The 25,222-nt window shown below is 70.0% G+C and carries 23 protein-coding genes; 12 read left to right on the top strand and 11 right to left on the bottom strand.

What is annotated here, in order from left to right; all coding sequences use genetic code 11:
• Positions 1–31: 31 nt before the first annotated feature.
• Complete coding sequence (locus MPPM_RS08450; protein ID WP_096484668.1) at positions 32–1,651, bottom strand: phosphoenolpyruvate carboxykinase; 1,620 nt, start codon at positions 1,649–1,651, stop codon at positions 32–34.
• A 312-nt stretch (positions 1,652–1,963) separates the two neighbouring features.
• Here MPPM_RS08450 and recR point away from each other — a divergent pair, with 312 nt between their 5' ends.
• The 7 genes from recR (at position 1,964) to truA (ending at position 8,628) form a co-directional block, all read left to right on the top strand.
• Complete coding sequence (gene recR / locus MPPM_RS08455) at positions 1,964–2,569, top strand: recombination mediator RecR (protein WP_017485069.1); 606 nt, start codon at positions 1,964–1,966, stop codon at positions 2,567–2,569.
• Positions 2,570–2,660: 91 nt separating this feature from the next.
• Positions 2,661–4,019: a glycosyltransferase family 87 protein gene (locus MPPM_RS08460; RefSeq protein ID WP_244573519.1), complete on the top strand. Its 1,359-nt coding sequence runs from the start codon at positions 2,661–2,663 to the stop codon at positions 4,017–4,019.
• 9 nt (positions 4,020–4,028) lie between these two features.
• Complete coding sequence (locus tag MPPM_RS08465) at positions 4,029–5,402, top strand: FAD-binding oxidoreductase (protein WP_096484669.1); 1,374 nt, start codon at positions 4,029–4,031, stop codon at positions 5,400–5,402.
• Entirely contained in the window at positions 5,402–6,139 is a 738-nt protein-coding gene (locus MPPM_RS08470) for an SDR family oxidoreductase (protein WP_096484670.1), read from the top strand. The genes MPPM_RS08465 and MPPM_RS08470 overlap by 1 nt, the downstream gene beginning before the upstream one ends.
• Positions 6,140–6,253: 114 nt before the next feature.
• Entirely contained in the window at positions 6,254–6,769 is a 516-nt protein-coding gene (locus MPPM_RS08475; RefSeq protein ID WP_096484671.1) for a peptide deformylase, read from the top strand.
• Positions 6,770–6,779: 10 nt separating this feature from the next.
• Positions 6,780–7,709, top strand: a complete 930-nt coding sequence (fmt, locus tag MPPM_RS08480; RefSeq protein WP_096484672.1) for a methionyl-tRNA formyltransferase — start codon at positions 6,780–6,782, stop codon at positions 7,707–7,709.
• A 160-nt stretch (positions 7,710–7,869) separates the two neighbouring features.
• Complete coding sequence (gene truA, locus MPPM_RS08485) at positions 7,870–8,628, top strand: tRNA pseudouridine(38-40) synthase TruA (RefSeq protein WP_096484673.1); 759 nt, start codon at positions 7,870–7,872, stop codon at positions 8,626–8,628.
• Here truA and dapE read toward each other — a convergent pair.
• Positions 8,613–9,776 carry a succinyl-diaminopimelate desuccinylase gene (gene dapE, locus MPPM_RS08490; protein WP_173807895.1) on the bottom strand — a complete coding sequence of 388 codons (1,164 nt, stop codon included), beginning with the start codon at positions 9,774–9,776 and terminating at the stop codon, positions 8,613–8,615. The two genes, truA and dapE, sit on opposite strands and share 16 nt — an antisense overlap.
• A 284-nt stretch (positions 9,777–10,060) precedes the next feature.
• Between dapE and MPPM_RS08495 the strand changes: the two genes are divergently transcribed.
• Positions 10,061–10,885 (top strand): HesA/MoeB/ThiF family protein, encoded by an 825-nt coding sequence (locus MPPM_RS08495; protein WP_157914310.1) that lies wholly within the window; start codon positions 10,061–10,063, stop codon positions 10,883–10,885.
• Here MPPM_RS08495 and MPPM_RS08500 read toward each other — a convergent pair.
• The 5 genes from MPPM_RS08500 to rpmI form a co-directional block, all read right to left on the bottom strand.
• The gene (locus MPPM_RS08500) at positions 10,833–11,708 is read right to left on the bottom strand and encodes a DUF1186 domain-containing protein (protein WP_096484676.1); all 876 of its coding nucleotides are present in this window, start codon (positions 11,706–11,708) and stop codon (positions 10,833–10,835) included. The two genes, MPPM_RS08495 and MPPM_RS08500, sit on opposite strands and share 53 nt — an antisense overlap.
• A 17-nt stretch (positions 11,709–11,725) precedes the next feature.
• A complete protein-coding gene (pheT, locus tag MPPM_RS08505; RefSeq protein WP_096484677.1) occupies positions 11,726–14,149 on the bottom strand; it encodes a phenylalanine--tRNA ligase subunit beta in 2,424 nt (807 codons plus the stop codon).
• Between the two features lie 64 nt (positions 14,150–14,213).
• Positions 14,214–15,296, bottom strand: coding sequence for a phenylalanine--tRNA ligase subunit alpha (gene pheS / locus MPPM_RS08510; protein WP_096484678.1), 1,083 nt, complete (start codon positions 15,294–15,296; stop codon positions 14,214–14,216).
• Positions 15,297–15,442: 146 nt separating this feature from the next.
• Complete coding sequence (gene rplT, locus MPPM_RS08515) at positions 15,443–15,808, bottom strand: 50S ribosomal protein L20 (RefSeq protein WP_012453520.1); 366 nt, start codon at positions 15,806–15,808, stop codon at positions 15,443–15,445.
• A gap of 53 nt (positions 15,809–15,861) precedes the next feature.
• Entirely contained in the window at positions 15,862–16,065 is a 204-nt protein-coding gene (rpmI, locus tag MPPM_RS08520; RefSeq protein ID WP_009863555.1) for a 50S ribosomal protein L35, read from the bottom strand.
• Between the two features lie 411 nt (positions 16,066–16,476).
• Between rpmI and MPPM_RS08525 the strand changes: the two genes are divergently transcribed.
• Together MPPM_RS08525 and MPPM_RS08530 are read left to right on the top strand one after the other, a co-directional pair.
• Positions 16,477–17,610 carry a glycosyltransferase family 4 protein gene (locus MPPM_RS08525; RefSeq protein ID WP_096484679.1) on the top strand — a complete coding sequence of 378 codons (1,134 nt, stop codon included), beginning with the start codon at positions 16,477–16,479 and terminating at the stop codon, positions 17,608–17,610.
• Between the two features lie 161 nt (positions 17,611–17,771).
• Positions 17,772–20,108 carry an amylo-alpha-1,6-glucosidase gene (locus MPPM_RS08530; protein WP_096484680.1) on the top strand — a complete coding sequence of 779 codons (2,337 nt, stop codon included), beginning with the start codon at positions 17,772–17,774 and terminating at the stop codon, positions 20,106–20,108.
• Between the two features lie 148 nt (positions 20,109–20,256).
• Here the strand turns inward: MPPM_RS08530 and infC are convergent, their stop codons facing one another.
• Both infC and MPPM_RS08540 read right to left on the bottom strand, forming a co-directional pair.
• Positions 20,257–20,778 carry a translation initiation factor IF-3 gene (gene infC / locus MPPM_RS08535; RefSeq protein WP_231346348.1) on the bottom strand — a complete coding sequence of 174 codons (522 nt, stop codon included), beginning with the start codon at positions 20,776–20,778 and terminating at the stop codon, positions 20,257–20,259.
• A 177-nt stretch (positions 20,779–20,955) separates the two neighbouring features.
• Positions 20,956–22,185, bottom strand: a complete 1,230-nt coding sequence (locus MPPM_RS08540; protein ID WP_096484682.1) for a glycosyltransferase family 4 protein — start codon at positions 22,183–22,185, stop codon at positions 20,956–20,958.
• 125 nt (positions 22,186–22,310) lie between these two features.
• Between MPPM_RS08540 and MPPM_RS08545 the strand changes: the two genes are divergently transcribed.
• The gene (locus MPPM_RS08545) at positions 22,311–23,102 is read left to right on the top strand and encodes an alpha/beta hydrolase (protein ID WP_096484683.1); all 792 of its coding nucleotides are present in this window, start codon (positions 22,311–22,313) and stop codon (positions 23,100–23,102) included.
• A gap of 55 nt (positions 23,103–23,157) precedes the next feature.
• Here the strand turns inward: MPPM_RS08545 and MPPM_RS08550 are convergent, their stop codons facing one another.
• Together MPPM_RS08550 and MPPM_RS08555 are read right to left on the bottom strand one after the other, a co-directional pair.
• Entirely contained in the window at positions 23,158–23,442 is a 285-nt protein-coding gene (locus MPPM_RS08550) for a BQ00720 family protein (RefSeq protein WP_017485085.1), read from the bottom strand.
• Positions 23,443–23,636: 194 nt separating this feature from the next.
• The gene (locus MPPM_RS08555; protein WP_096484684.1) at positions 23,637–24,068 is read right to left on the bottom strand and encodes an Hsp20 family protein; all 432 of its coding nucleotides are present in this window, start codon (positions 24,066–24,068) and stop codon (positions 23,637–23,639) included.
• Positions 24,069–24,657: 589 nt separating this feature from the next.
• On the opposite strand from MPPM_RS08555, the gene MPPM_RS08560 reads away from it, so the two are divergent.
• Entirely contained in the window at positions 24,658–25,176 is a 519-nt protein-coding gene (locus tag MPPM_RS08560) for a Tat pathway signal protein (RefSeq protein ID WP_096484685.1), read from the top strand.
• Positions 25,177–25,222 lie beyond the last annotated feature (46 nt).

Raw genomic sequence — 25,222 nt, forward strand, 5'->3', positions numbered from 1 at the left:
CCCCGCTCGCGCGGGGAGGGGCGGTGATCGCTCAGGCCGCGATCGGCGCGGTGACCGGCTCGGCGGCGCGCACGTCGGCATCGACGTGGTTCTCGAAGCGCTTGAAGTTCTCGCGGAACATCGTGACGAGGCGCGTGGCGGTCTCGGCGAACGCCGCCTTGTTGGTCCAGGTCTCGACCGGCGCGAGCACCTGCGTCTCGACGCCGGGCACCTCGACCGGCACCGAGAAGCCGAAATACGGGTCACGACGGAATTCGGTCTGCGCCAGCGAGCCATCGAGTGCCGCCGAGAGCAGCCGGCGGGTGACGCGGATCGGCATGCGCCGGCCGGTGCCGACCCCGCCGCCGGTCCAGCCGGTATTGACGAGCCAGCAATCGACGCCGTGCTCGGCCATCAGCTCCCGCAGCAGGTTGCCGTAGACGCTCGGGTGACGCGGCATGAACGGCGCGCCGAAGCAGGTCGAGAAGGTCGCCTCCGGCGCGGTCAGGCCGCGCTCGGTGCCGGCCACCTTGGCGGTGTAGCCCGAGAGGAAGTGGTACATCGCCTCGGCGCCCGTCAGCTTGGCGATCGGCGGCATCACGCCGAAGGCGTCGCAGGTCAGCATCACGATGTTCTTCGGATGCCCGGCCCGGCCGGTGGCGCTGGCATTGGCGATGAAGTCGAGCGGGTAGGCGCAGCGGGTGTTTTCCGTGAGCGAGGCGTCGTCGAAATCCGGTACGCGGGTGAGCGGATCGATGACGACGTTCTCCATCACCGTGCCGAAGCGCTCGGTGGTGGCGTAGATCTCCGGCTCGGCGTTGCGCGAGAGCCGGATGGTCTTGGCGTAGCAGCCGCCCTCGAAGTTGAAGATGCCGTCCCGGCTCCAGCCGTGCTCGTCGTCGCCGATCAGCTGGCGCGAGGAATCGTTGGAGAGCGTGGTCTTGCCGGTGCCCGACAGGCCGAAGAACAGGGCCGAATCGCCGGTCTCATCGAGGCTGGCATTGGCCGAGCAGTGCATCGGCATCACGCCCGCGCCGGGGAGCACATAATTGAGGTAAGTGAAGACCGACTTCTTCATCTCGCCGGCATAGGCCGAGCCGCCGATCAGCACGATCTTCTGCGAGAAATCGATGGCGATCACGGTCTTGGAGCGGCAGCCGTGCCGGGCCGGGTCGGCCTGGAAGCTCGGCAGGTCGATGATCGTCAGTTCCGGCACGTAACCGCTCAGCGCGTCGCGCTCCGGGCGGATCAGCAGGTTGCGGATGAACAGGGAGTGCCAGGCGAGCTCGGTATAGACCCGCGCCCGCACCCGGTGGGCCGGATCGGCGCCGCCGTAGAGATCCTGGGCGAACAGCTCCTTGCCCTGCGCATGAGCGCGGAAATCCTCGAGCAGGGTCGCGAACTGCTCCGGCGTGATCGAGCCGTTGTTGTCCCACCAGATCTCGTTCTCGGTGCCGGCGTCGCGCACCACGTACTTGTCCTTGGGCGAGCGGCCGGTATGGCTGCCGGTGGTCGCGACCAGCGCACCGCCGCGGGCGAGCTGCGCCTCGCCGCGGCGCAGGGCCTCCTCGAAGAGGCGGGGCGCTTCGAGGTTCCAGTGCACGGCGGCGAGATCGGTCAGGCCGATCGCCTCCGGACCGTGGGCCGCGTTGAATTCGCCGATGGTCTTCACGGGTACTTCCTCCCTCACGGCCCCTGATCGCGCCGTCGCGCCGGTCTGTCCGGCTGTTTCGCGTGTTCTGGCGGGGCGTCCGTGCGGTCGGTCAGGGCCGCCGCACGCAGGTTCACCGCCCCGCCCTCAATGGATCGGTCTCCGGCTTGGCCGTCAACTAATCCTTGGTATGGGTTCAAATAAAATTTGCACGCCGGCTCTTCATGGGACGGCCGAGCTGTCGCGATCCTGAACGGGCAAAATCCCGGCGGAAGGCTTATGTGAGGGCGTGCGCCCGCCGCCCTCCCTCAGCCACAGCCGTATCGTCCCCGCATGCCCCAAGCCGTCGCCGGCCCCGAGATCGAGCGCCTGATCCAGCTTCTGGGACGGATGCCGGGCCTCGGGCCCCGTTCCGCCCGCCGCGCCGCGCTCCAGCTCATCAAGAAGCGCGAGACCCTGCTCGCCCCCCTGGCCGACGCGATGCGGATCGCTGCCGAGCGCATCGTCGTCTGCCGCTCCTGCGGCAACGTCGATACCAGCGAGCCCTGCACGATCTGCCGGGACGAGACGCGCGATCCCACCACCCTCGTCGTGGTCGAGGACGTCTCCGATCTCTGGGCGCTGGAGCGCTCAGGGGCGGTCAAGGCGCGCTACCATGTGCTCGGCGGCGTGCTCTCGGCGCTGGACGGCGTGCGGCCCGAGCACCTCACTATCGGCCGTCTTGTGGAGCGGGCGAGCGAGCCGGGAGTGAAGGAGATCATCCTGGCGCTGAACGCCACCGTCGATGGCCAGACCACGGCCCACTACGTCACCGAATCGCTCAAGCCTCTCGGATTGACGATCACGCGCCTCGCCCACGGCGTGCCGGTCGGCGGCGAACTCGATTACCTCGACGAGGGCACGCTGACGGCGGCGATCCGCAGCCGCACGGCGTTCTGAGGACGGTCTTCGCGCAAACGAAGCCGGCCTTTCCTGAAGGCTGGGCGCTCTTGGCTCGGAAGGAACCCGTAACGGCTTCTTAAATCGCGCCGTGACAAGTCTGGTCGCGGACCGGCGCGGCTGTGCCGAAGACAGTCTTTCCCGCACCGACCGCCTCGGCTCGACCATGATGGATCTTCGACCGGAACAAGATCCGGGCCGCGCACCGAGACTTCACGAGAGGCTGGCCACGCCCTTCGTGGTGCGGATGCTCCTCCTGAGCCTCGCCGCGGTCATGCTCAGCAAGGCGCTGCGCTACGCCGGGCTTCTTCCCGCCCAGGAACTGACGGATTTCGACGCCTTCCACATCGCCGGCCGGATGGTGTGGCGGGGCGATATCGCCCAGGCCTACCATCTCCCGGCCCTGCTGGAGGCGCAGCAGGCGCTCACCGGCGATCAGGCCTTCCTGCCCTGGACCTATCCGCCGCCCTTCAACCTCGTGGTGGCGGCCCTCGCCCCCCTGCCGATCGGCCTCGCCTACCTCGTCTTCGCCGGCGCGACCCTCGCGGCCTACCTGCTCGTCCTGCGCCGGATCGCCGGCCCGCTTTTCGCCACGGTCATCGTCGCGCTGGCGCCGGCCCTGTTCGTCGCGGTGGCCGGCGGCCAGAACGGCTTTCTCACGGGCACGCTGATCGGGCTGGCCAGCCTGGGGCTCCTCGGCGGGCGGACGCTGGCCGGCCTGCCGCTCGGTCTGATGGTGATCAAGCCGCATCTCGCGGTCGGCCTCGCGGTCGGCGCCCTCGTGCTGCGCCGCTGGCGATGCCTCGCGCTGGCCGCCGCGACGGCCGCGCTCGCCCTGGCCCTCTCCACCGCCGTGCTCGGCCCCGCGATCTGGCCGGCCTTCCTCGGCGGCGTCGACGAGGCCAAGGCGTTTCTGGCCGCGGGCGCCTACCCGCTCTTTCGGATGGTCTCGGTCTATGCCTGGCTGCGCAGCCTCGATCTGCCGGCCGCCCTGGCGCTCGCCGCACAGGGCGCGACCGCGGTCGCGGTTCTCGGCCTGATCCCGTTCGCCCTCTGGAAGGGGATGCCGCGGCGGCAGGTCGTCGGTCTCGCCGTGCTGGCGAGCCTGTTCGTCAGCCCCTACGCCTACGACTACGACCTGCCGCTCTACGGCGTCGCCCTCGCCCTGCTGCTGCCGGACCTCCTCCGGCAGGCGCGCCGCGGGGAGGAGCTTGTCCTGCTCGGTCTCGGCTGGATCGTGGGCGGCTACGGCCTCGCGGCGACGCCGCTGCATGGGGGGCTGGATGGAACGGCCCTGACATTCCCCGTCGGAATCTCGCTGGCTGCCCCGCCCTTCCTTCTCCTGCTCGCGCTGATCTGGCGCATCCTGCGCCGGGAGCAGGCTGCGACCACGACCGCGACCGCTGCGATCGGGACCGGGGTCGGGCCGGCCGGTCCGGTCCCCGCCTGAGGGTCGGTCATGCTCGCGACCCCTGCCCTCGCCGAAGCCGGCCCGGAGGCGCAACGCCTGCGCACGCTCTCCGGCTGGGGCCGCTATCCCCGCGCGGCCAGCGAGATCCTGGCGGCCGACGCGCCCGGGACCCTGCCTATACTCCTGCGCGGCCGGCGCGGCGTGATCGCCCGCGGCGCCGGGCGCGCCTACGGCGACGCGGCCGTGGGTCAGCGCACCACCGTCCTGACGGGTGCCCTCGACCGGCTGCGCGGCTTCGATCCCGCCACCGGGCGGCTGCGGGCCGAGGCCGGGGTGACGCTGGCCGACATCGTCCGCACCTTCCTGCCGCGGGGCTTCTTCCCGCCGGTCGTGCCCGGCACGCAGTTCGTGACGCTGGGCGGGATGATCGCCTCCGACGTCCACGGCAAGAACCACCACCGCGAGGGCGGCTTCGGCGCCCATGTCGAGGCCCTGACCCTGCTGACGCCCGACGGCGTCCCGCGCCCCTGCTCGCGCGACCAGAACCCCGATCTCTTCGCCCTCACGCTCGGCGGGATGGGGCTGACCGGCACGATCCTCGACGCGACCTTCCGCCTGCGGCCGGTGGAGAGCGGCTGGATCTGCCAGCAGACCCGCGTCGCCGCCGACCTTTCGGCGATGCTGCGGGCGCTGGAGGAGGACGACGCGGCGACCTACTCGGTCGCCTGGATCGACTGCCTCGCCCGCGGGGCCTCCCTCGGACGCGGCCTCGTCTATCGCGGCGAGCATGCCGGCCGGCAGGCCTGCCTCGCCGCCGGACGCGATCCGTTTCCGATCCCGGCCCACGGTCGGCTCACGGTGCCGCCGGGATTGCCGGCCTGGACCCTGAACCGCGCCTCGGTCACGGCCTTCAACGCGCTGTACTTCCGGCGCGGGGCGGCGGCCGGCGCCTCGGGCCTCGTGCCGTGGCACAGCTACTTCTTCCCCCTCGACGGGCTGGCGGCGTGGAACCGCCTCTACGGGGCGCGCGGATTCGTGCAGCACCAGTGCGTCGTGCCCCGGCGCGGTGTCGAAGCCGTGCTGTCCGGGATGCTCGACCGGGTCGCCCGGCTCGGCACCGCCTCGCCGCTGGCGGTGCTCAAGCGGCTCGGTCCCGGCGGCGGCGGGCTGTCCTTCCCGATCGACGGCTACACCCTGGCCCTTGACCTGCCGGCGAACGCCGCGACCTTCGCCCTGCTCGACGAACTCGACCGGAGCGTCGTCGCCGCAGGTGGACGGCTCTACCTCGCCAAGGATGCCCGGCAGAGCCGCGAGACCTTCGAGGCGGGCTACCCGGCCCTCCCCACCTTCCGAGATCTCCGCCGGCAGCTCGGCGCCGAAGGAGTGCTCGCCTCCCGCCTCTCCGTGCGCCTGGGAATGTGATGGCCGGAACCCTGCTCCTCGTCGGGGCCACCTCCGAGATCGGCCACGCCGTGGCCGCGCGCTACGCCGAGGCCGGCTGGCGCATCCTGCTGGCGGCGCGCGACCCGGAGCGGGCGCAGCGCAACGTCGACGACCTCGCCGCCCGCTACCGGGCGGAGGTCGCGCTGCTGCGCCTCGACATCCTGGCGACGGACGACTTCGCCGGATGGCTCGACGGGCTCCCGGCGCTGCCCGACACCGTGGTCTGCGCGGTCGGCGAACTCGGCGATCAGGGCCGGGCCGAGGGCGACCTCGCCCATGCCGAGGGGGTGATGCGGACGAATTTCCTGGGGCCGTCCCTGCTGCTCGGCCTCATCGCCGAGCGCTTCGCCGCCCGGGGCAGCGGCGCGATCGTCGGCATCAGTTCGGTGGCGGGCGACCGCGGGCGCGGCTCGAACTACGTCTACGGCGCCGGCAAGGCCGGCTTCACCGCCTTCCTCTCCGGCCTGCGCAACCGTTTGACTAAGCGCGGGGTCCGGGTGGTGACGGTGAAGCCCGGCTTCGTGCGCACCCGGATGACCCGCGGCATGCGCCTGCCCCCGCTCCTGACCGCCGAGCCGTCCGAGGTCGGGCGGGCCGTCTACGCCGCTGCGGAAGGGAGCGGGGGCGACGTCGTCTACGTGCGCAAGGTCTGGCGCCTCGTCATGACGGTGATCGGCGCGATCCCAGAACCGGTGTTCAAGCGCCTGAGTCTGTGACCGCGGGCCACCCCGCCCGGGCATTTGACCGCCCCCGCGCCGCCGCCTATCTCCGGATGAGGGAACGTGTTTTCGCGCGTTCGTATCCCCCTCGCCCATTCCGGCCCGGAAGCCATGACCGTCCGCCCCCTCGTCATCCTGCCCGATGCGCAGCTGCGCCTCATCTCCGAGCCGGTGAGCACGGTCACCGATGAGATCCGCACGCTCGCCCGCGACATGATCGAGACCATGTACGACGCCCCCGGCGTCGGCCTCGCCGCGATCCAGATCGGGGTGGCCAAGCGCGTCGTCACCATCGACACCTCGAAGGACGAGAACGCGAAGAACCCGACCGTCTACCTCAACCCGGAGATCGTCTGGTCTTCGGAAGAGAAGCGGGTCTACGACGAGGGCTGCCTGTCGATCCCTGAATTCTACGGCGAGGTCGAGCGGCCGGACCGCGTCCGGGTGCGCTACATGACCCTCGACGGCGAGACGGTGGAGCAGGAGGCCGACGGCCTGCTCGCCACCTGCCTCCAGCACGAGATCGACCACCTCAACGGCGTGCTGTTCATCGACCACCTGTCGAAGCTCAAGCGCGACCGGGTGATGAAGAAGTTCACCAAGGCCGCCAAGCGCGACGCCGCCTGACGAAGGTCCGATGCGCATCGTCTTCATGGGCACGCCGGATTTCGCGGTGCCCACCCTGGACCGTCTGCACGCCGACGGCCACAGCCTCGCCGCCGTCTACACCCGCGCCCCGTCCAAGGCCGGCCGCGGCATGGCACTGAAACCCTCGCCGGTTCATGCCCGCGCCGAGGCATTGGGCATCCCCGTGCTGACGCCCTCCACCCTGAAGACGCCGGAGGCGGCCGAGACCTTCGCCGGGCACGGGGCTGACGTCGCGGTCGTCGTCGCCTACGGCATGCTGCTCCCGCAAAGGATCCTCGACACGCCGCGCTTCGGCTGCCTCAACCTGCACGGCTCGCTGCTGCCGCGCTGGCGCGGCGCCGCGCCGATTCAGCGGGCGGTGATGGCGGGCGACGCCGAGAGCGGGGTCGGCGTGATGCGGATGGAGGCCGGGCTCGATACCGGCCCGGTGGCGATGGAGGCGCGTCTCGCGATCCCCGAAGGGATGACCGCGGGCGAGCTGCACGACAGGCTGATGCCGCTCGGGGCCGACCTGATGGGGCGGGCGATCCGTGCGCTGGAGCGGGAGGGCCTGACCTTCACGCCGCAGGCCGCGGAAGGCGTGGTCTACGCCCACAAGATCACCAACGAAGAGGCGCGGATCGACTGGTCGCGCCCGGCCGAGGCGGTCGCGCGCCACATCAACGGGCTGTCGCCGTTTCCAGGCGCCTATTTCGAGGCCGATCTCGGCAAGGGACCGGAGCGGGTGAAGGTGCTGCGGGCGCTTGCCCATGACGGCTCCGGCGCGCCGGGCACGCTGCTCGACGCCGCCTGCACCGTGGCCTGCGGCACCGGCGCGGTGCGGCTGCTCGAACTGCGCCGGGCCGGCAAGGGCGGGGTTGCCTCGGGCGAAGATTTCCTGCGCGGGGCGCGGCTGGCGGCAGGGGCTTCGTTCACGTGACCGGCTTCCGGTATCCCCCTCTCCCCTCTGCGGGAGAGGGTGGCCCGCGAACCGGGTCGGGTGAGGGGAGCGACCTTTCCGGAAGCGTCGCCCCCTCTCCCGCCTGCTCCGCAGGCACCCTCCCCCGCCGAGGGGTGAGGGTTGCTGGCCCCGAATCCTGATGCCCCGCTACAAGCTCGTCATCGAGTATGACGGCGGACCGTTCTGCGGCTGGCAGCGGCAGGCCGACGACCCGACCGTGCAGGCGGCCATCGAGACCGCCGTCACCCGCTTCTCCGGCGAGGCGGCGCGGCTGACCTGCGCCGGCCGGACGGATGCGGGCGTGCACGCGATCCATCAGGTCGCCCATCTCGATCTCGCCAAGGACTGGCGCACCGACACCGTGCGCGACGCGCTGAACGCGCATTTGCGCCCGCAACCGGTCTCGATCCTCTCGGCCGAGATCGTCGGGCAGGAGTTCGACGCCCGGCACTCGGCGATCCGGCGGCACTACCGCTACCGCATCCTCAACCGGCGCAGCCCCGCCGCGCTGACCCGCGCCCATGTCTGGCACGTGCCCTGGCCGCTCGACGCCGATCTGATGCACGCCGCCGCGCAGCGCCTGCTGGGCCGCCACGACTTTTCCGCCTTCCGCGCCGCCGAGTGCCAGGCCAACAGTCCCGTGCGGACGCTGGAACAGCTCGACGTGACGCGCCAGCGGATGGGCCTCTTCGAAGAAATCGTGATCGCGACCTCGGCCCGCTCCTTCCTGCACCATCAGGTGCGGGCCATGGCCGGCACGCTGATGCTCGCCGGCTGCGGGCGCCTCTCCGCCGATGACGTGGCGGAGATCCTGGCGACACGGGCCAAGCACCGCTGCGGGCCGCTTGCGCCGGCCTGCGGGCTGACCTTCGTCGGCGTCGATTACGATGAGAAATAACGCTCCAGCACCCGCCCGTAGATCGCGGTGAGCCGGTCGAGATCCGCCACCGCCACCCGCTCGTCGGTCTCGTGCATGGTCCGCCCGACGAGGCCGAACTCGATCACCGGGCAGGCATCCTTGATGAAGCGGGCATCCGAGGTGCCCCCCGTGGTGGAGAGCGCCGGGAGGCGCCCGGTCTCGGCTTGAATCGCTTCCGCCACGAGATCGACGAAGGCGTCGGGCTGCGTCAGGAAGGCGGGCGAGTTCGAGGGCTGGAGGTCGAGGCTGAAGCGCACGGCGTTGCCGGCCGCCGCCGCCAGGCGCTTCTGAATTTCAGCGCCGAGCGTCTCGGCGGTCCAGTCGTCATTGAAGCGCACGTTGAAGACGGCCTTGGCCGAGGCCGGGATCACGTTGGTGGCGGGGTTGCCGACATCGATCGTCGTGAATTCGAGGTTCGAGGCGTCGAAATGCGCGGTGCCGCCGTCGAGCGGTTCGGCGATCAGCGCGGAGGCGAGGCGCAGCAGGCCGGGGATCGGGTTCTCGGCCCGGTGCGGATAGGCGACGTGGCCCTGGCGCCCGTGCACGGTGATGCGCCCCGTGAGCGAGCCGCGCCGGCCGATCTTGATCATCTCGCCGAGCGTGTCGGGGTTGGTCGGCTCGCCGAGCAGGCAATGGTCGAAGCGCTCGCCTCGATCCTTGGCCCATTGAAGCAGCTTGACCGTGCCGTTGACCGCCGGCCCCTCCTCGTCGCCGGTGATCAGGAAGGCGATCGAGCCGCCGAAATCCGGGCCACGCCTTTCGAGGAAGTCCAGCGTCGCCGCGAGCATGCAGGCGATGCCGCCCTTCATGTCCACCGCGCCGCGGCCGTAGAGGAAGCCGTCGGCGACCGCGCCGGAGAACGGCCCCTGCGTCCAGGCGGCTTCCTCGCCGGGCGGCACCACGTCGGTATGGCCGGCAAAGACGAGGACCGGATGACCGGTGCCGATCCGCGCATAGAGGTTCTGGATGTCCGGCGTGCCGACGTCCGAAAAGACCGGGCGCTCGACGGAGAAGCCCGCCTGCGCCAGCCGATCCGCCAGAAATGCGAGGGCGCCGCCCTCCTCCGGGGTGACGGAGGGGCAGCGGATCAGGGCCTGGGCGAGGGCGAGGGGGGAATGATCGGACAAGGGTGGTCCCACAGCTCCGGGGAAGATGGCTCTGGAAAGGACGGCTCCTCCCAACCCTGACCCTCATCCTGAGGTGCCCGCGTCAGCGGGCCTCGAAGGATCTTCCAGCGCCCGCGCGGCTTCTGGAGGATCCTTCGAGGCTGCTCCGCAGCCCCTCAGGATGAGGGGCAGGGTTGGAAACAGCCGCAATTGTCGAAGGGGCGAGCCGTAGCACGCACCCGTCATCGGCGCAGCAACACCCGTCACCGCTTCCGCTGCCCGCCGGAGGCGCTTACATGGCCGGCATGGCCCTCTCGTCGGAAGAAATCGAACGCTACGCCCGCCACCTCGTCCTGCGCGAGGTGGGCGGCCCGGGACAGGCCCGGCTGAAGGCCGGGCGCGTGCTTGTCATCGGCGCGGGCGGGCTCGGAGCGCCGCTGATCCAGTATCTCGCCGCCGCCGGCATCGGCACGATCGGCATCGTCGACGACGACACGGTCTCGCTGTCGAACCTGCAGCGGCAGGTCATCCACGGCACGCCGGATGTCGGCCGGCCGAAGGTCGAGAGCGCCGCGGACGCCGTCGGTCGGCTCAACCCGCATGTGCGGGTCGAGACCCATGCCCTCCGGCTGAATCCGGAGAACGCGCCGGCCCTCCTCGCGGGCTACGACCTCGTCGCCGACGGCTCCGACAATTTCTCCACCCGCTACGCCGTCTCGGACGCCTGCTTCCACGCGAAGAAGCCGCTGGTGACGGCCGCGCTCGGGGCCTTCGACGGCTCGCTCACGACGATCCGTGCCCACGAGACCGGCCCGACGGGCGAGCCGAACCCGACCTATCGCTGCCTGTTCCCGAGCCCGCCGCCGCCGGGCAGCGTCGCCCCCTGCGCCGAGGCCGGGGTGCTCGGGGCGCTGGCCGGCGTCATGGGCTCGCTGATGGCGATGGAGGTGATCCGGGCGCTGGCCGATTTCGGCGAGCCCCTGGTCGGGCGCCTGCTGATGGTCGATGCCCGCTCGATGCGCTTCGAGACCCTGGCCTATGCCTGGGATCCGGAGAATCCGCTGAACGGCGCCAGGGTCAGGACAGACCCGGAAGCCGTGCCGGCGGGGCTCCCGCCTCGGCTGCGTTGAGGCAGCACTTCTTGTACTTCTTGCCCGAGCCGCAGGGGCAGGGATCGTTGCGGCCGACATCCTTGAACGGGTTCGTGATCGGCTGGCCGTAGGATTCCGCGGTCCAGGCCAGCGCGGTCACCGGGTCGTCGAGATAGCTGTAGCGGTGGGCGTCGAAGGCGCCGAGATCCGGCGGCACGGCGCTGGCCTGCCTGAGCGCCTTGCGGAACCACGGCAGGTCGCTGAACTCGTCGGTGATGCGCCCGTCCCGCCGGGCCGCCTCCACCCGCGGGGCGAGGCCGGTCAGCCCGAGATAGGCGATCGCCTCCTCCCAGCCCATCCAGGCCGGCGCCTCCTCCACCGCCGCGCGGGCCTCGTCGAAGCGCACCAGCAGCGCCTCTGCCTCGGCGAGCGGAATTCGCCCCTGGCGCGTCAGGATCCCCAGCGCATTGAAGGCCGAATTGCGCAGGAAGTCGTCGGCGGTGCTGTCGAGGATCAGCCGGGCGAGCGAAGCGGTGTCGCCGTCGAAGGTCGAGGCGATCACCGCCGGCAGGGTCTCGGTCGCCGCGTCGCCGAGAAGGCCGTCGACCGCCTCGCCGTCCTGGCGCATCAGGCGCATCAGGAGCGGGAAGATGCGGGTGTCGCGGGCCGCCGCCAGGGCGTGCAGACCCCAGAACAGCAGGTTGGTCTCCTCGTCCTCGACCGCATCGGCATCCTCCGCCGCCCGCTCGAGAAGCGCGAGCACCGGCTCGGCGACCGCCTCGGGATCCCGGGCGGCGCGCCTCAGCGCCTCGGCCGGAAGATGATTCTCTTCCCTCAGAACGGCGACGAGATCCGCGTCCATGGCCCTGCCTCCCGCGATCACGAACGGAGCGTTGCCCCGGTCTTCTTGCCCACCTCGGCGACGATCTTGGCGCTCACCGCCTCGATTTCGGCATCGGTGAGCGTGCGCTCGGAGGGCTGCAGCCGCACCGCGACCGCGACCGACTTCGAGCCCTCCGGAATGCCGGCGCCCTCGTAGAGGTCGAACACCTCGATGCCGGTGATCATCTTGCGCTCGGCGCCCTGGGCCGCCTTCAGGATGTCGGCGGCGGGCACGTCGCGGGGGACGACGAAGGCGAAGTCGCGGGAGATCGCCTGGAGGTCGGAGAGCGCGAGCGCCGGCTTCGCCTTGGTCGGCCGGTGGCGCGGCAGCGGCAGGGCGTCGAGGGTGATCTCGAAGGCCACCAGCGTACCCTTGAGGTCCATCGCCTTCAGCAGCCGCGGATGCAGCTCGCCGAAATGCCCGACCACGTTCTTCGGCCCGAACTGCAGCGTGCCCGAGCGGCCGGGATGCAGCCAGTCGGGGCCGCCGGCCACGATCTGGAGCCCGCCGGTCGGCACGCCGAGGGCCGCGAGCAGCGCCAGCGCGTCGGCCTTGGCCTCGAACGCATCGACGGTCTCCGCCGCGCCGCTCCAGTGGCGTCCGGCGCCGGCATGCCGCGCCGTGCCGCGGCGCAGGCCGGTGGCGCGCAGGGACTGGCCCTCCGGCTCGTCGCTGGCGAAGCACTGGCCGACCTCGAACAGCGCGGTGTCGGGGAAGCCGCGGTCGGCGTTGCGCTGCGCCGCCCGCAGCAGGCCGGGCACGAGGCTCGGGCGCATGTCGGAGAGGTCGGCGGCGATGGGGTTGGCAAGCGCCAGATCCGGCTTGCCGCCGCCGAACAGCCGCGCATCCTCGTGCGGGATGAAGGAGTAGGTCACCGCCTCCAGCATGCCGCGGCCCGCCAGCGCCCGCTTGGCGAGGCGCCCGCGCCGCTGCAGCACGGTCAGCATCGGCTCGACCGCGACGGTCTCGATCCGCGGCAGCGGCTTCGGCTCGATCCGGTCGAGGCCGGCGATGCGCACGATCTCCTCGACGAGGTCGGCCTTGCCCTCCACGTCCGGTCGCCAGGACGGCGGCAGCACTTTTACGCGATCACCCGAGCCGGAGATGTGGAAGCCGAGGGATTCCAGCGTCACCTTCATCTCGGCCCGCGACAGCTCGATGCCGGCGAGGCGCCGCACCTCGGTCCAGGGGAAGTCGATGACGTGGGAGAGTTCCGGCACCTCGCCGGCGATGGTGGCCTGGCTCGGCGAGCCGCCGCAGAGATCGACCATGAGGCGCGTGGCGAGGTCGAGCCCCGGCAGGGCGAAGGCCGGATCGACGCCGCGCTCGAAGCGGTAGCGGGCATCGGTGATGATGCCGAGGCGCCGGCCGGTGCGGGCGATGTTGCGCGGATCCCAGAGCGCCGATTCGATCAGCACGTCGGTGGTGGTCTCGTCGCAGCCCGAGGCCTCGCCGCCCATGATGCCGCCGATCGACTCGACACCGTTGGCGTCGGCGATGACCACCGTGTCCGAATCGAGCCGGTAGGTCTTGCCGTCGAGCGCCACGAGGCTCTCGCCCTCCTCGGCCCGGCGCACGGTGAGTCCGCCCGCGACCTTCTTCGCGTCGAACACGTGCAGTGGCCGGCCGCGGTCGAAGGTCATGTAGTTGGTGATGTCGACCAGCGCGTTGATCGGGCGCAGGCCGATCGCCCGCAGGCGCTTCTGCATCCATTCGGGCGAGGGACCGTTCTTGACGCCACGCACGAGGCGGAGGGCGAAGAGCGGGCAGAGGCCGCGGTCATGCGCGTCGAACTGCAGCGTGACGGAGGTCGGGCAGGCGCCTTCGCCACGCACCGGCGGCATCGGCTCGCGCTTGAGAGTGCCGATGCCGGTGGCGGCGAGATCGCGGGCGATGCCGTGGATCGAGGCGCAGTCCGAGCGGTTCGGCGTCAGGTTGATCTCGATCACCGGGTCGTCGAGCCCGGCCCAGACGGCGTAGGGCGTGCCGACCGGCGCGTCGGCAGGCAGGTCGAGGATGCCGTCATGGTTCTCGCTGAGGCCCAGCTCCGCCCCGGAGCAGAGCATGCCGCGGCTCTCGACGCCCCGGATCGTGCCGACCGAGAGGGTGATGTCCTTGCCCGGCACGTAGGTGCCGGGGGGCGCGAAGACCGAGAGCATACCGGTGCGCGCGTTCGGCGCGCCGCACACAACCTGGAGCGGCTGGCCGTCGCCGGCATCGACCTGGCAGACCCGAAGGCGGTCGGCATTGGGGTGCTGCTCGGCCGAGATCACCCGGGCGATGACGTAGGGACGGAGCGCGGCGGCCTTGTCCTCGACGCCTTCGACCTCGAGGCCGATCCGCGTCAGCGTCTCGCTGATCGCGTCGAGCGAGGCCTCGGTGTCGAGGTGGTCCTTGAGCCAGGAGAGGGTGAATTTCATCTCAGAACATCCTCGCGGCCGCCGGAGCGGGCCGGGCCGGGATCGAAGGTCGGGGCGGCAGGGCTCAGGCGGTCAGCCCGCCGACGAGGCTCGGCACGTCGATCGGCCGGAAGCCGTAATGCTCCAGCCAGCGCACGTCGGCCTCGAAGAAGGGGCGAAGGTCCGGCATGCCGTATTTCAGCATGGCGAGGCGGTCGATGCCCATGCCGAAGGCGAAGCCCTGGACCTGATCCGGATCGAGCCCGCCGCTGCGCAGCACGTTCGGATGGACCATGCCGCAGCCGAGGATCTCCAGCCAGTCGGTGCCCTCGCCGAAGCGCAGCTCGCCGCCCTTTCGCGAGCACTGGATATCGACCTCGGCCGAGGGCTCGGTGAAGGGGAAGAACGAGGGGCGGAAGCGCATGGTCACCGCCTCGACCTCGAAGAAGGCGCGGCAGAACGATTCCAGCACCCATTTGAGATTGGCGATGTTGGCCGAGCGGTCGATGACGAGGCCCTCGACCTGATGGAACATCGGGGTGTGGGTCTGGTCGGAATCGTGCCGGTAGGTGCGGCCGGGCATGATCACGCGGATCGGCGGCTGCTTGGCCCGCATGGTGCGGACCTGAACCGGCGAGGTGTGGGTGCGCAGGAGCTTCCTCCGCCCGAGATGGTCGGGGGCGAGGAAGAAGGTGTCGTGCATCTCCCGCGCCGGATGGCCTTCGGGGAAGTTGAGCGCGGTGAAGTTCAGCTCGTCGGTCTCGATGTCGGGCCCTTCCGCCACCGAGAAGCCGAGATCGGCGAAGATCGCGGTGATCTCCTCGATCACTTGGCTGATCGGGTGGATGCGGCCGCGGATCTCCGGCGCCTCGCGCAAGGGGAGCGTCACGTCGATCCGCTCGGCGGCGAGCCGCGCATCGAGGGCGGCCTGGGCCAGCGCCTCGCGCTTCTCGGCGATGGCGCCCTGCACCCGGTCGCGCAGGCCGTTGATGAGGGGGCCGCGCTCCTTGCGCTCCTCGGGCGTCATCGTGCCGAGCGTCTTGAGCAGCTCCGAGACGCTGCCCTTCTTGCCCAGCGCCGACACGCGCAGGGCCTCGAGCCCCGTCTCGTCCCCGGCCCGCTCGACCTGTCCGAGAAGATCGCGTTCGAGAGCGTCGAGATCCATCACCGCTGTCCTTGAAGGTCGCCGGAGTACTGCTTCGGGGCTGCTTTTGCGCGTCGCCGCGCAGCGCGCAAGCACCCGGAAAACAAGAAGGCGCGGCGCTTGCCGCGCCGCGCCTTGTCAAAACGTCGGTCCGCCGGGTGGCGGAGCGATCAGGCGGCCTTCGGCAGGGCCGACTTCGCCTTCTCGACCACCGCCGCGAAGGCGGCCGGCTCGTGGATGGCGAGCTCGGAGAGGGCCTTGCGGTCCACCTCGATGCCCGACTTGGCGAGGGCATTGATGAAGCGGGAATAGGTCAGGCCGTGCTCGCGCACCGCCGCGTTGAGCCGCTGGATCCAGAGGGCGCGGAAGGTGCGCTTCTTGTTCTTGCGGTCGCGGTAGGCGTACTGCAGACCCTTCTCCACCGCCTGCTTGGCGATGCGGATCGTATTCTTGCGCCGGCCGTAATAGCCCTTGGCGGCCTTCAGAACCTTCTTGTGCTTCGCGTGACTGGTCACGCCGCGCTTGACGCGGGCCATGGGAGATCTCCTGGAACTTTAAGACAAAAACAGATCGCGAGGGGTGGAAGGACTTACCGCTGGTTCGGCAGGAAGTACTTCTTCACGTTGGCGGCATCGCCCTCGAACAGGGTCGTGGTGCCGCGCAGGTTGCGGATCTGCTTGTTGGTCCGCTTGATCATCCCGTGGCGCTTGCCGGCCTGGGCGTAGACCACCTTGCCGGTGCCGGTAACCTTGAAGCGCTTCTTGGCGCCCGACTTCGTCTTCAGCTTGGGCATTTGGCTCTCCTGAAACGCGACAGCGATCCGACCGGCGGCCGGCACTTCGCGCTTGAATGCTGCTGGAGCAACGGGAACCGCCACGGCAGCCCTGATCGGCCGGGCGGTTCAACGCGGGCGGCTTATGGCAGAAACTTTTCGCGGTTTCAATCAACCGATCCGCGCGACCGGTCCGCGGACAGGTTCTTGCATGGGGCCGGCGGTGTCCGGTGAACCCTCGTCCCCCCGGCAGCTCTATGGATTCGCCCCTGTGGAAAGCCGGCATTCGGTGGGGTTGCAAAGATTGCCGCTCGCCCCAGTCCCGCGGCGGAACCATAAACCTTGGCTGTCTGTTTCGTTCATGTCCCGCTCAGGCCGCGTCCCCCATTAGTCTCTCCAACATTCCTATTTCCTGTCACAGGAGACGTCTTCGTGCGCATTGCCCAGGTTGCCCCGCTCGCGGAAGCCGTGCCGCCGAAGTTCTATGGCGGCACCGAGCGTGTCGTTTCGTGGATTACGGAAGAACTCGTCCGCCAGGGTCACGACGTGACCCTGTTCGCGAGCGGTGATTCCCAGACTTCGGCGAAGCTCGCCGCCTGCCATCCGGAGGGCCTGCGCCTTCTCGGCTACCGCGATCACACCGCGGGCCACCTCGCCATGCTGCACCACGTGCATCGCCGGGCGCACGAGTTCGATGTGATCCACTTCCACATCGATCTTCTGCAGTACCCGATGTTCGAGGACCTGTACCACAAGTGCCTGACGACCATGCACGGTCGCCTGGACGTGCCGGACTTCATGCCGGTCTACAACACGTTCACGGGCATGCCGCTGGTCTCGATCTCGGACAACCAGCGCGAGCCGATGCCGGAAAGCTCCAACTGGCTGGCCACGATCCATCACGGCCTGCCGAAGGAGAACTGCCCGTACTATCCGGATGCCAAGGGCGGCTACCTCGCCTTCCTCGGCCGCATCTCGCCCGAGAAGCGCCCCGACCGCGCGATCGAGATGGCGATCCGCTCCGGCATCCCGCTGAAGATCGCCGCCAAGGTCGACAAGGCGGACCAGGAGTACTGGGACGAGACGATCGAGCCGATGATCCACCACCCGCTGGTGGAGTATATCGGCGAGATCAACGAGGAGCAGAAGAAGGACTTCCTCGGCAACGCCCTGGCGCTCGCCTTCCCGATCGATTGGCCGGAGCCCTTCGGCCTCGTGATGATCGAGGCGATGTCGGCGGGGACGCCGGTGATCGCCTTCGGCAACGGCTCGGTGCCGGAAGTCATCAAGGACGGCGTCTCGGGCTTCATCGTCAACTCGATGGATGAGGCGGTCGAGGCCTGCCGCCGGGTCAAGGATCTGCCGCGCGCCGGCGTCCGCGCCCATTTCGAGGGCCGCTTCACCGCCGAGGTCATGGTCCGCAAGTATGTCTCGGCCTACGAGCAGCTCCTGGCCGGCCAGGGAAACGTGATCAAGATGCCTGCCGCCGGCGCCTTCTCGCCCCAGTACGGTGAGCTGAACGGTTCGGCCCACGGCCCGATCCACGTCGCCGCGATGCCGGCCTGAGAGGGTTAACGGAAACTCTTTCCCGGCCCCTCGCCGGGGCGGGGAGAGCGCCTAACTGAACGGGTCCGACAGGGCCGCCGGTTGCCTCGGGGCAGCCGGCGGCCTTCGATTTGCGAGGGTGACCTCGCCCGCATCGGATCAACGGCAAAAAGGCGCTTCGCATGGCGGCACAGGACGACGCAGCCCATCTCCACGCCGACACGTCCGAGGAGCGGACGGCCTCGAAACTCGGCCTGCTCGACGCCGACGAGAACCTGCCGCAATACCATATCGAGGCGCAGGCGTCCCTGGTGGAGCGCCCCTTGCGCGCCCTCAAATACGGCGAGGCCTTCGCCGTCCTCGACAGCTACGGCGACATCGGCTGGTATCCCGGGCCGGAGGGCCTCTACTTCCAGGACACCCGCTACCTCTCGCGCCTCGCGCTGACGATCGAGGACGAGCGGCCGATGATGCTGTCCTCGTCCATTCAGGACGATAATGGGGCGCTCAGCGTCGATCTCACCACCCCCGACATCCGGCTCGATGCGGGCGACGAGACGGCGATTCCCCGCGAGCTGATCGCCATCGAGCGCACCAAGTTCCTGTTCAAGGGCGCCTGCTACGACCGTATCGGCCTGCGCAACTACGACACCCGCCGCCGCCGCCTGCGCATCGGCGTCACCTTCGACGCCGATTACCGTGACCTGTTCGAGGTCCGCGGCTCCGACCGGACGAACCGCGGCAGGCGCACGGTAGAGCGCCGCAGCGAGACCGAGGTGCAGTTCCGCTACGCCGGCCTCGACGAGATCGTGCGCACCACCTCGGTGCATTTCGGGCCGACGCCGCGGACGCTGGAGCCGGGCAAGGCCGAGTTCGTGGTCGAGCTCGAGCCCGGGGCCAACACCTCGCTGTTCATCCGCGTCGTGTGCCAGTCGCACCGCGCCTATACCAGCGCGCCGGGGCCCGAGCGGGCGGGCGAGGCCGCCGCGCTCGCCCTGTCGCGCGCCGCCGGCAGCCTCGCCGAGCAGCCGGACCGGCACCTGAGCGAGGGCCGCATCTTCGCCCGCGCCTACCGCGACAACCGCCGCGACCAGCGCCAGATCACGGCGGGCATCACCACGATCATCTCCTCGAACGACCAGTTCAACGAGGGGCTCTGCCGGGCCACCGCCGACCTCTACATGCTGGCGACCCGGACGCAGGAGGGCATCTACCCCTTCGCCGGCATCCCCTGGTACTCCACGGTGTTCGGCCGCGACGGCATCATCACCGCGATGATGGCGCTCTGGATCGATCCGAATTTCGGCAAGGGCGTGCTGCGCTTCCTCGCCGCGACCCAGGCCAAGGAGGTCGACCCGGCCGCCGACGCCCAGCCCGGCAAGGTGCTCCACGAGACCCGCCGCGGCGAGATGGCGATGCTCGGCGAGGTGCCCTTCCGCCACTATTACGGCACCATCGACGGCACGCCGCTCTTCGTGATGCTGGCGTCGCAGTATTACGAGGTCACCGGCGATCTCGATACGATCCGCGCGATCTGGCCGCAGCTCAAGCTGGCGCTCGACTGGATCGACACCTACGGCGACCGCGACGGCGACGGGTTCGTCGAATATGCCCGCGAGACCGAGCAGGGTCTGGCCAACCAGGGCTGGAAGGACAGCCACGACTCGATCTTCCACGCCGACGGCGCCATGGCCAAGGGGCCGATCGCCCTGTGCGAGGTTCAGGGCTACGTCTACGCCGCCAAGCGCGGCGCCGCCCGGCTCGCGAGCCTCCTCGGCGAGGACGACCTCTCGGTCCGCCTGACCGGCCAGGCCAACACCCTTCGCGAAAACTTCGACCGGGCGTTCTGGTGCGAGGCCATCGGCACCTACGCGCTCGCCCTCGACGGCGCCAAGCGGCAATGCGCCGTGCGCTCCTCCAATACCGGCCACGCCCTGTTCACCGACATCGCCTTGCCGGAGCGGGCCCCGCGGGTCGCGGCGCAGCTCCTGTCCAACGACGGCTTCAACGGCTGGGGCATCCGCACCATCGCCAAGGGCGAGGCGCGCTACAACCCGATGTCCTACCACAACGGCTCGATCTGGCCGCACGACAACGCGATCTGCGCCCTCGGGCTCGCCCGCTACGGCCTCAAGGAGGAGGCGGCGCAGGTGTTCCAGGGGATGTTCGAGACGAGCCTGTACTACGACCAGAAGCGGCTGCCGGAGCTGTTCTGCGGCTTCATGCGGCGGCGCCAGCGCGGTCCCGTGAGCTACCCCGTGGCCTGCTCGCCGCAGGCCTGGGCGGCGGCGGCCCCCTTCGCCTTCCTGGCGGCCTGCCTCGGGCTCGAGATCGACCATGCCCGCAACCGGATCCGCTTCCGCAACCCGATCCTGCCGCGCTTCCTCGAAGCGGTGGAGCTGTTCAACCTCAAGCTCGGCCCCTCGCGGGTCGACATCCGCCTGCACCGCCACGGAAGCGACGTGACGGTCGCGGTGACACGGCGCACCGGCGACGTGCAGATCTCGATGCTGAAGTAGAGTTTTCGATCCCTGCCGGCCGGCCCCTCCTCCAGGGCTGCCGACAGGGATTTCCCGTCGCAAACGAAAAATGCGCCGCCCCCGCGAGGGAGCAGCGCATTCGCAGACGAGCCTTTTTCCGCGGGACCGCGGAAATGTCGGAACGTGTTTAGCGCGGCGCCAGGATCATGATCATCTGGCGGCCTTCGAGCATCGGTTCGCTCTCGACCTTGGCGATCTCCTGGGTCTCCTGCTTCACGCGCTCCAGGAGGCGCAGCCCGATATCCTGGTGCGCGATCTCGCGGCCGCGGAAGCGGAGGGTGACCTTGACCTTGTCGCCTTCCTCGAAGAACCGCTGCACGGCCTTCATCTTCACGTCGTAATCGTGCTTGTCGATGCCGGGGCGGAGCTTGATCTCCTTCACCTCGACCGTCTTCTGCCTCTTGCGGGCCTCGTTCTGCTTCTTCTGTTCGTTGAAGCGGAAGCGCCCGTAATCGAGGAACTTGCAGACGGGAGGGACCGAGTTCGGCGCGATCTCGACGAGGTCGAGGCCAACCTCTTCAGCCATGGCCAGCGCGTCGAAGAAGGGCACGACACCCCGGTTCTGTCCGTCCTGGTCGATGAGCTGGACGTCGCGGACGCCGCGGATGTCCCGGTTTGCGCGCGGCCCGTCCTTCTGCGGGGCCGGCATGGCTCTCATTGGTCTGCGAATGGCTCAGTTCTCCTGTATCAACGACAAAACGGCAGCCTGAGAGCCACCGCGTCTGGCGAGCCCCGGCCACCGATTGATCCGGCTCGGCCGGACGGCACTAACTTGGCAAATCTTCTTGCCGAGTCAACTCGTGGGACTGATTTCGGTTCACCCCTGTCACGTTTTCGCCCGGTTCAGAAGATCCGCGTAGACGCTCAGGGTGCTCTCGATCATGCGGTCGAGGGAAAAATTCGCCTCGACATGGGCCTGCGCCCGCCGCGCCAGGGCGTCGCGGGCGCTGGCGCCCAGCGACAACGCCTCCTTCACCGCCTCGGCGAGCGCCGCCGCGTCGCCCGGCGGCACCCGCCAGCCGGTGCGCTGGCCGGGCTCGACATCGGGGGGCGCCAGCACCGTCTCCGGCACGGCGCCGAGATCGGAGACGACGACCGGAATGCCGAGCGCCTGCGCCTCCACCGCCGAGCGCCCGAACGCCTCCGGCTCCACCGAGGGCACGGCGACGACCGAGGCCGCGCGGAAGGCCGCCGGCATGTCGGCGCAGTGCCCCACCCGGCGCACGATGCCCGTCAGGTTGCGCGCCTCGACCAGCGCGTCGAGTTCGCGCTCGTAGGCGCTGCGCCCCTGCGGATCGCCCGCGAGCACCACGGCGATATCCGTCACGCCGAGGTCGCGCAGGCGGGCGGCGGCCTCGATCAGGACGCGCTGGCCCTTCCAGGCGGTGAGCCGGGCGGCGAGCAGCACGACCCGCTCGTGCGGCGCCACGTTCCAGGCCCGGCGCAGGCTCTCGACCCGGGCGGCCGAGACCGCAGAGGGCGTGAACGCCGCCAGATCCGTCCCGCGGTGGATCACCGTGATCCGGCCGCCGGCCTGGTCGGGATGGGTCCGGCGGATCAGGTCGGCGGTGTAGTGCGAGTTGGCGATCACGACGTCGCCCCGCGCCATCACCGAATTGTAGAGCACCTTGACGCTGGTCCGGCCCGAATAGCTGCCGTGATAGGTCGTCACGAAGGGCAGCTTCAGCCGGCGCGCCGCGCCGAGCGCGACCCAGGCCGGAGCGCGGGAACGGGCGTGCAGGATCTGCACGCCCTCCCGGCGGCAGAGCCGGGCGAGGCGCTCGACGTTGAGCGCCATGGCGAAGGGGTTCTTGGTGTTGGCCGGGAACGGCACCCAGATCCCGCCCTTGGCCTGCAATTCGCCGACGAGCCGGCCGCCCTCCGTCGCCACCAGCGGCCGCGCACCGGCCTCGGCCAGCGCCGCCGCCACATCGACGGTGGTGCGCTCGGCACCCCCCGCCTCCAGGGCCGGGATGATCTGCAGCACCGTGACGCCCGCCAGCGGCGAGGTCTCGGAGAGTTGCACCGGGCCGCCCGACAGGCTGCCTCCGTTCATCGCGTCACCCGAGGCGGGACGGTCGCTTGAAACTGGGTCATGGGATAAGGATCGTCCCGCGGCTTTACGGTTCGGTAAACGAAGCGTCGTCGACTTGTTTCGGAATCACAGGATTTTCCGCACCCGTGACCCAACCCTTTCCGGAAACCTCACAGGGCGAAGGGCCCGCCGCGACGCTCGATGTCGGAGGACCCTCCCCGCGCCGGCTGGCGGTGCGGGTGCGGGAGGGCGAGGGACCGCCCGTGGTCTGGCTCGGCGGCTTTCGCTCCGACATGCGGGCCACGAAGGCCGCCGCCCTCGATGACTGGGCGGCGCAGAGCGGCCGGCGGATGGTGCGGTTCGACTATTCCGGGCACGGCGAGTCGCAGGGGCGCTTCGAGGACGGCACGATCTCCGACTGGCTCGCGGATGCTTGCGCCGTCATCGACCGCTACGCGGACGAAGCGCCGATCCTCGTCGGCTCCTCCATGGGCGGCTGGATCGCCTGCCTCGTTGCCCGCGAGCGGGCGCGGCGCGGGGCACGGGTCGGCGGGATGGTGCTGATCGCGCCCGCCCTCGATTTCACCGAGGCGCTGATGTGGGAGGCCTTCCCGCCGGAGGTCCGGCGGACCCTGGAGCGCGACGGCGTGTGGTATCGCGCGACGCCCTACGCCCCCGAGCCCGACCCGATCCGCATGGCGTTGATCGAGGACGGGCGGCGCCACCTGCTGCTCGATGCGCCGCTGGAGCCCGGCTGTCCGGTCCACATCCTTCAGGGCATGGCCGATCCGGACGTGCCCTACGCCCACGCCCTGCGCATTCTGGATCGCCTGCCGGCGCAGGGCGCGAGGCTGACGCTGATCAAGGACGGCGACCACCGCCTGTCGCGGCCCGAGGATATCGACCTCCTCGTGCGCACGGTCGCGGCGATGGCCTGAAGCGCCTCCCCGCCCTGCGGCGGGGACGCGTCTCAAGTGCAGGTGCCGAGCAGGCTCAGTGCAGGCTCACCGGGTAGAGCTGGTGGGCCATGGCGTTCGCCACGGCGACCTCGCGGGAATCGGTGAGCAGGATCGGCGCGCCGCTCGCCGAGAGCAGGGCGAACAGGTCGAGGCCGGGGCCCATCTCGGGCGCCTGCGGGAACAGGCTGCGCACCTCGTCCGAGCGGATCGGCCGGACATAGGCGATATGTCCTTCACCGAGCGCTGCGAACTCCGCCGGGTCGATGGCGGGCGTGGCGGTCGTGTCGATAGTCAGGTCGGTCGTGGTGACGTCGGTCATGAAGGCCCTCCTTCCGAGGCAGAGCGTTGAGTCGGATATGGTCCCGCGGATCGGCGGCGACAAATCCGGTTGGGGGCGAGGTTCGGGTGACGGCCGGGCGCGGCCTGCGATGCATCGACGCGGCGATGGGCACGCAGCGCCCGCCCGACGGCCGCTGGGACCCGTTCAAGAGTCCTGATCATGGGTCCTTGGCATCACGGGTCCTTGGCGGCGATCGCGATCTTGCGCACGATGCGCTCCGGCTCCGGGCGCGCGAGATCGATCGACAGCAGGCCGTTCGACAATTCCGCCCCCAGCACCTCCATGCCGTCGGCAAGGAGGAAGGCCCGCTGGAACTGCCGCGCGGCGATGCCGCGATGCAGGAATTGGCGTGCCTTGTCGTCGACCTGCCGGCCGCGCACGACCAGTTGATTCTCCTCGAGGGAAACGTCGAGCTGGTCCTGCGTAAACCCGGCCACCGCCAGCGTAATGCGCAAGCGTTCCGGCTCGCGCTCGCTGCGGGTGATGCGTTCGATGTTGTAGGGCGGGTAACCGTCGCTCGCGGCCTTGGAGACACGATCGAGTGCCTGCTCGATCTCGTCGAAGCCGAGCAGGAACGGATACCCGAACGGGGACGGCCGCGTCATCGTCACTCAAACCTCCGGCAAGGCCCTGGGGATCAATCGGCATCGATCCCTTGGCGGCACCTTGCGGTTTCGAGCCCGCCTCGCGGCAGCGCTCTTGAGACGGGATATGGAAAGCGCAACAGCGCCGATCAAGAGCGCGGTGGCGCGTCCGACCCACCGCCGGCGCAGAGGGGGCGGGACAAATCGGCAATCTGCCACGGGACTGATAGGAAACGACGTCCGACCGGAGCCGCTTTCTCCAATAGTTTGGAATTGCTCTGAAATTCTTTGCAAACCTTGATCAACACCCTGCTTGTCGGATAGGCACGCCCACAAACGTACCGGAAACGTACACGGTGCTGTGGGGAGCACCGGGCGTCACCTTTGCTGTATCCGCATATCGCTACGCGGCCGGACACCGCCTCGCGGTGACCCGGTGCCCGCGGACGGCGCTTATCGGCGCCGCGGAAGTTCCGACGGCAGACATTGTCGCGGGATAGCGCCGTCCGTGAGCCCCCGTTCGGGTCTTCGGGCAGCGATCCGCGCCGGAGGTCCGGACCGGTGCGAGAGTGAAGGAGATGAGATCGTCGTGATTCAGGGAGGCTGGGGAATGGGGCGTGAAATGCCGGAATGCGGTGGAATCGGGGGGCGCCTCTTGGCAGGCCTCGCCCTCGTTGCGGCCCTGACGGCCGCCTTCCCTTCCGCGATCCCGGCCGCGATGGCGCAGGACGCGGCACCGGAGGCCCGATCGGCGGCCAGTCCGGCGGTCAAGTCGGATGCCCCGCCCCTGAAGATCGAACTGAACCGGCTCGAGCCCGCAGGCGAGGCCTGCCGCACCTACATGCTCGTCGACAACAGCCGCGGCCCCGCGCTGAAGTCGCTCAAGGTCGACCTGTTCGCCTTCGATACCGAGGGCGTCGCCCAGAAGCGCCTCGCCGTGGAGCTGGGCCCGGTTCAGGAGAAGAAGACCGTGGTCCGGCTCTTCGACTTTGCCGGCCTCGCCTGCCCGAAGGTCGGCCGCCTGCTGCTCAACGACGTGCTCGCCTGCGAGGGCGGCGACGCCACCCGCGAGACCTGCCTGGAGCGGATCGAGCCCACCAGCAAGACATCGGCCGCCTTCGATCGCTGAAGCCGGCCACGTCCGTCCCGCCGGCCCGGCCGGTGCGGCGGACGAT

This window comes from Methylorubrum populi, assembly GCF_002355515.1.
Classification (GTDB): Bacteria; Pseudomonadota; Alphaproteobacteria; order Rhizobiales; family Beijerinckiaceae; genus Methylobacterium; species Methylobacterium populi_A.

Bases quoted from the DNA above. Each gene is read 5' to 3' on its own strand.
- MPPM_RS08500 (WP_096484676.1), bottom strand. From the start codon at position 11,708: ATGGACGCGGATCTCGTCGCCGTTCTGAGGGAAGAGAATCATCTTCCG.
- MPPM_RS08465 (WP_096484669.1), top strand. From the start codon at position 4,029: ATGCTCGCGACCCCTGCCCTCGCCGAAGCCGGCCCGGAGGCGCAACGC.
- truA (WP_096484673.1), top strand. From the start codon at position 7,870: ATGCCCCGCTACAAGCTCGTCATCGAGTATGACGGCGGACCGTTCTGC.
- MPPM_RS08550 (WP_017485085.1), bottom strand. From the start codon at position 23,442: ATGACCGACGTCACCACGACCGACCTGACTATCGACACGACCGCCACG.
- MPPM_RS08530 (WP_096484680.1), top strand. From the start codon at position 17,772: ATGGCGGCACAGGACGACGCAGCCCATCTCCACGCCGACACGTCCGAG.
- MPPM_RS08475 (WP_096484671.1), top strand. From the start codon at position 6,254: ATGACCGTCCGCCCCCTCGTCATCCTGCCCGATGCGCAGCTGCGCCTC.
- rpmI (WP_009863555.1), bottom strand. From the start codon at position 16,065: ATGCCCAAGCTGAAGACGAAGTCGGGCGCCAAGAAGCGCTTCAAGGTT.
- recR (WP_017485069.1), top strand. From the start codon at position 1,964: ATGCCCCAAGCCGTCGCCGGCCCCGAGATCGAGCGCCTGATCCAGCTT.
- MPPM_RS08560 (WP_096484685.1), top strand. From the start codon at position 24,658: ATGGGGCGTGAAATGCCGGAATGCGGTGGAATCGGGGGGCGCCTCTTG.
- rplT (WP_012453520.1), bottom strand. From the start codon at position 15,808: ATGGCCCGCGTCAAGCGCGGCGTGACCAGTCACGCGAAGCACAAGAAG.
- MPPM_RS08495 (WP_157914310.1), top strand. From the start codon at position 10,061: ATGGCCCTCTCGTCGGAAGAAATCGAACGCTACGCCCGCCACCTCGTC.
- fmt (WP_096484672.1), top strand. From the start codon at position 6,780: ATGCGCATCGTCTTCATGGGCACGCCGGATTTCGCGGTGCCCACCCTG.
- pheT (WP_096484677.1), bottom strand. From the start codon at position 14,149: ATGAAATTCACCCTCTCCTGGCTCAAGGACCACCTCGACACCGAGGCC.
- MPPM_RS08555 (WP_096484684.1), bottom strand. From the start codon at position 24,068: ATGACGCGGCCGTCCCCGTTCGGGTATCCGTTCCTGCTCGGCTTCGAC.
- infC (WP_231346348.1), bottom strand. From the start codon at position 20,778: ATGCCGGCCCCGCAGAAGGACGGGCCGCGCGCAAACCGGGACATCCGC.
- MPPM_RS08470 (WP_096484670.1), top strand. From the start codon at position 5,402: ATGGCCGGAACCCTGCTCCTCGTCGGGGCCACCTCCGAGATCGGCCAC.
- MPPM_RS08540 (WP_096484682.1), bottom strand. From the start codon at position 22,185: ATGAACGGAGGCAGCCTGTCGGGCGGCCCGGTGCAACTCTCCGAGACC.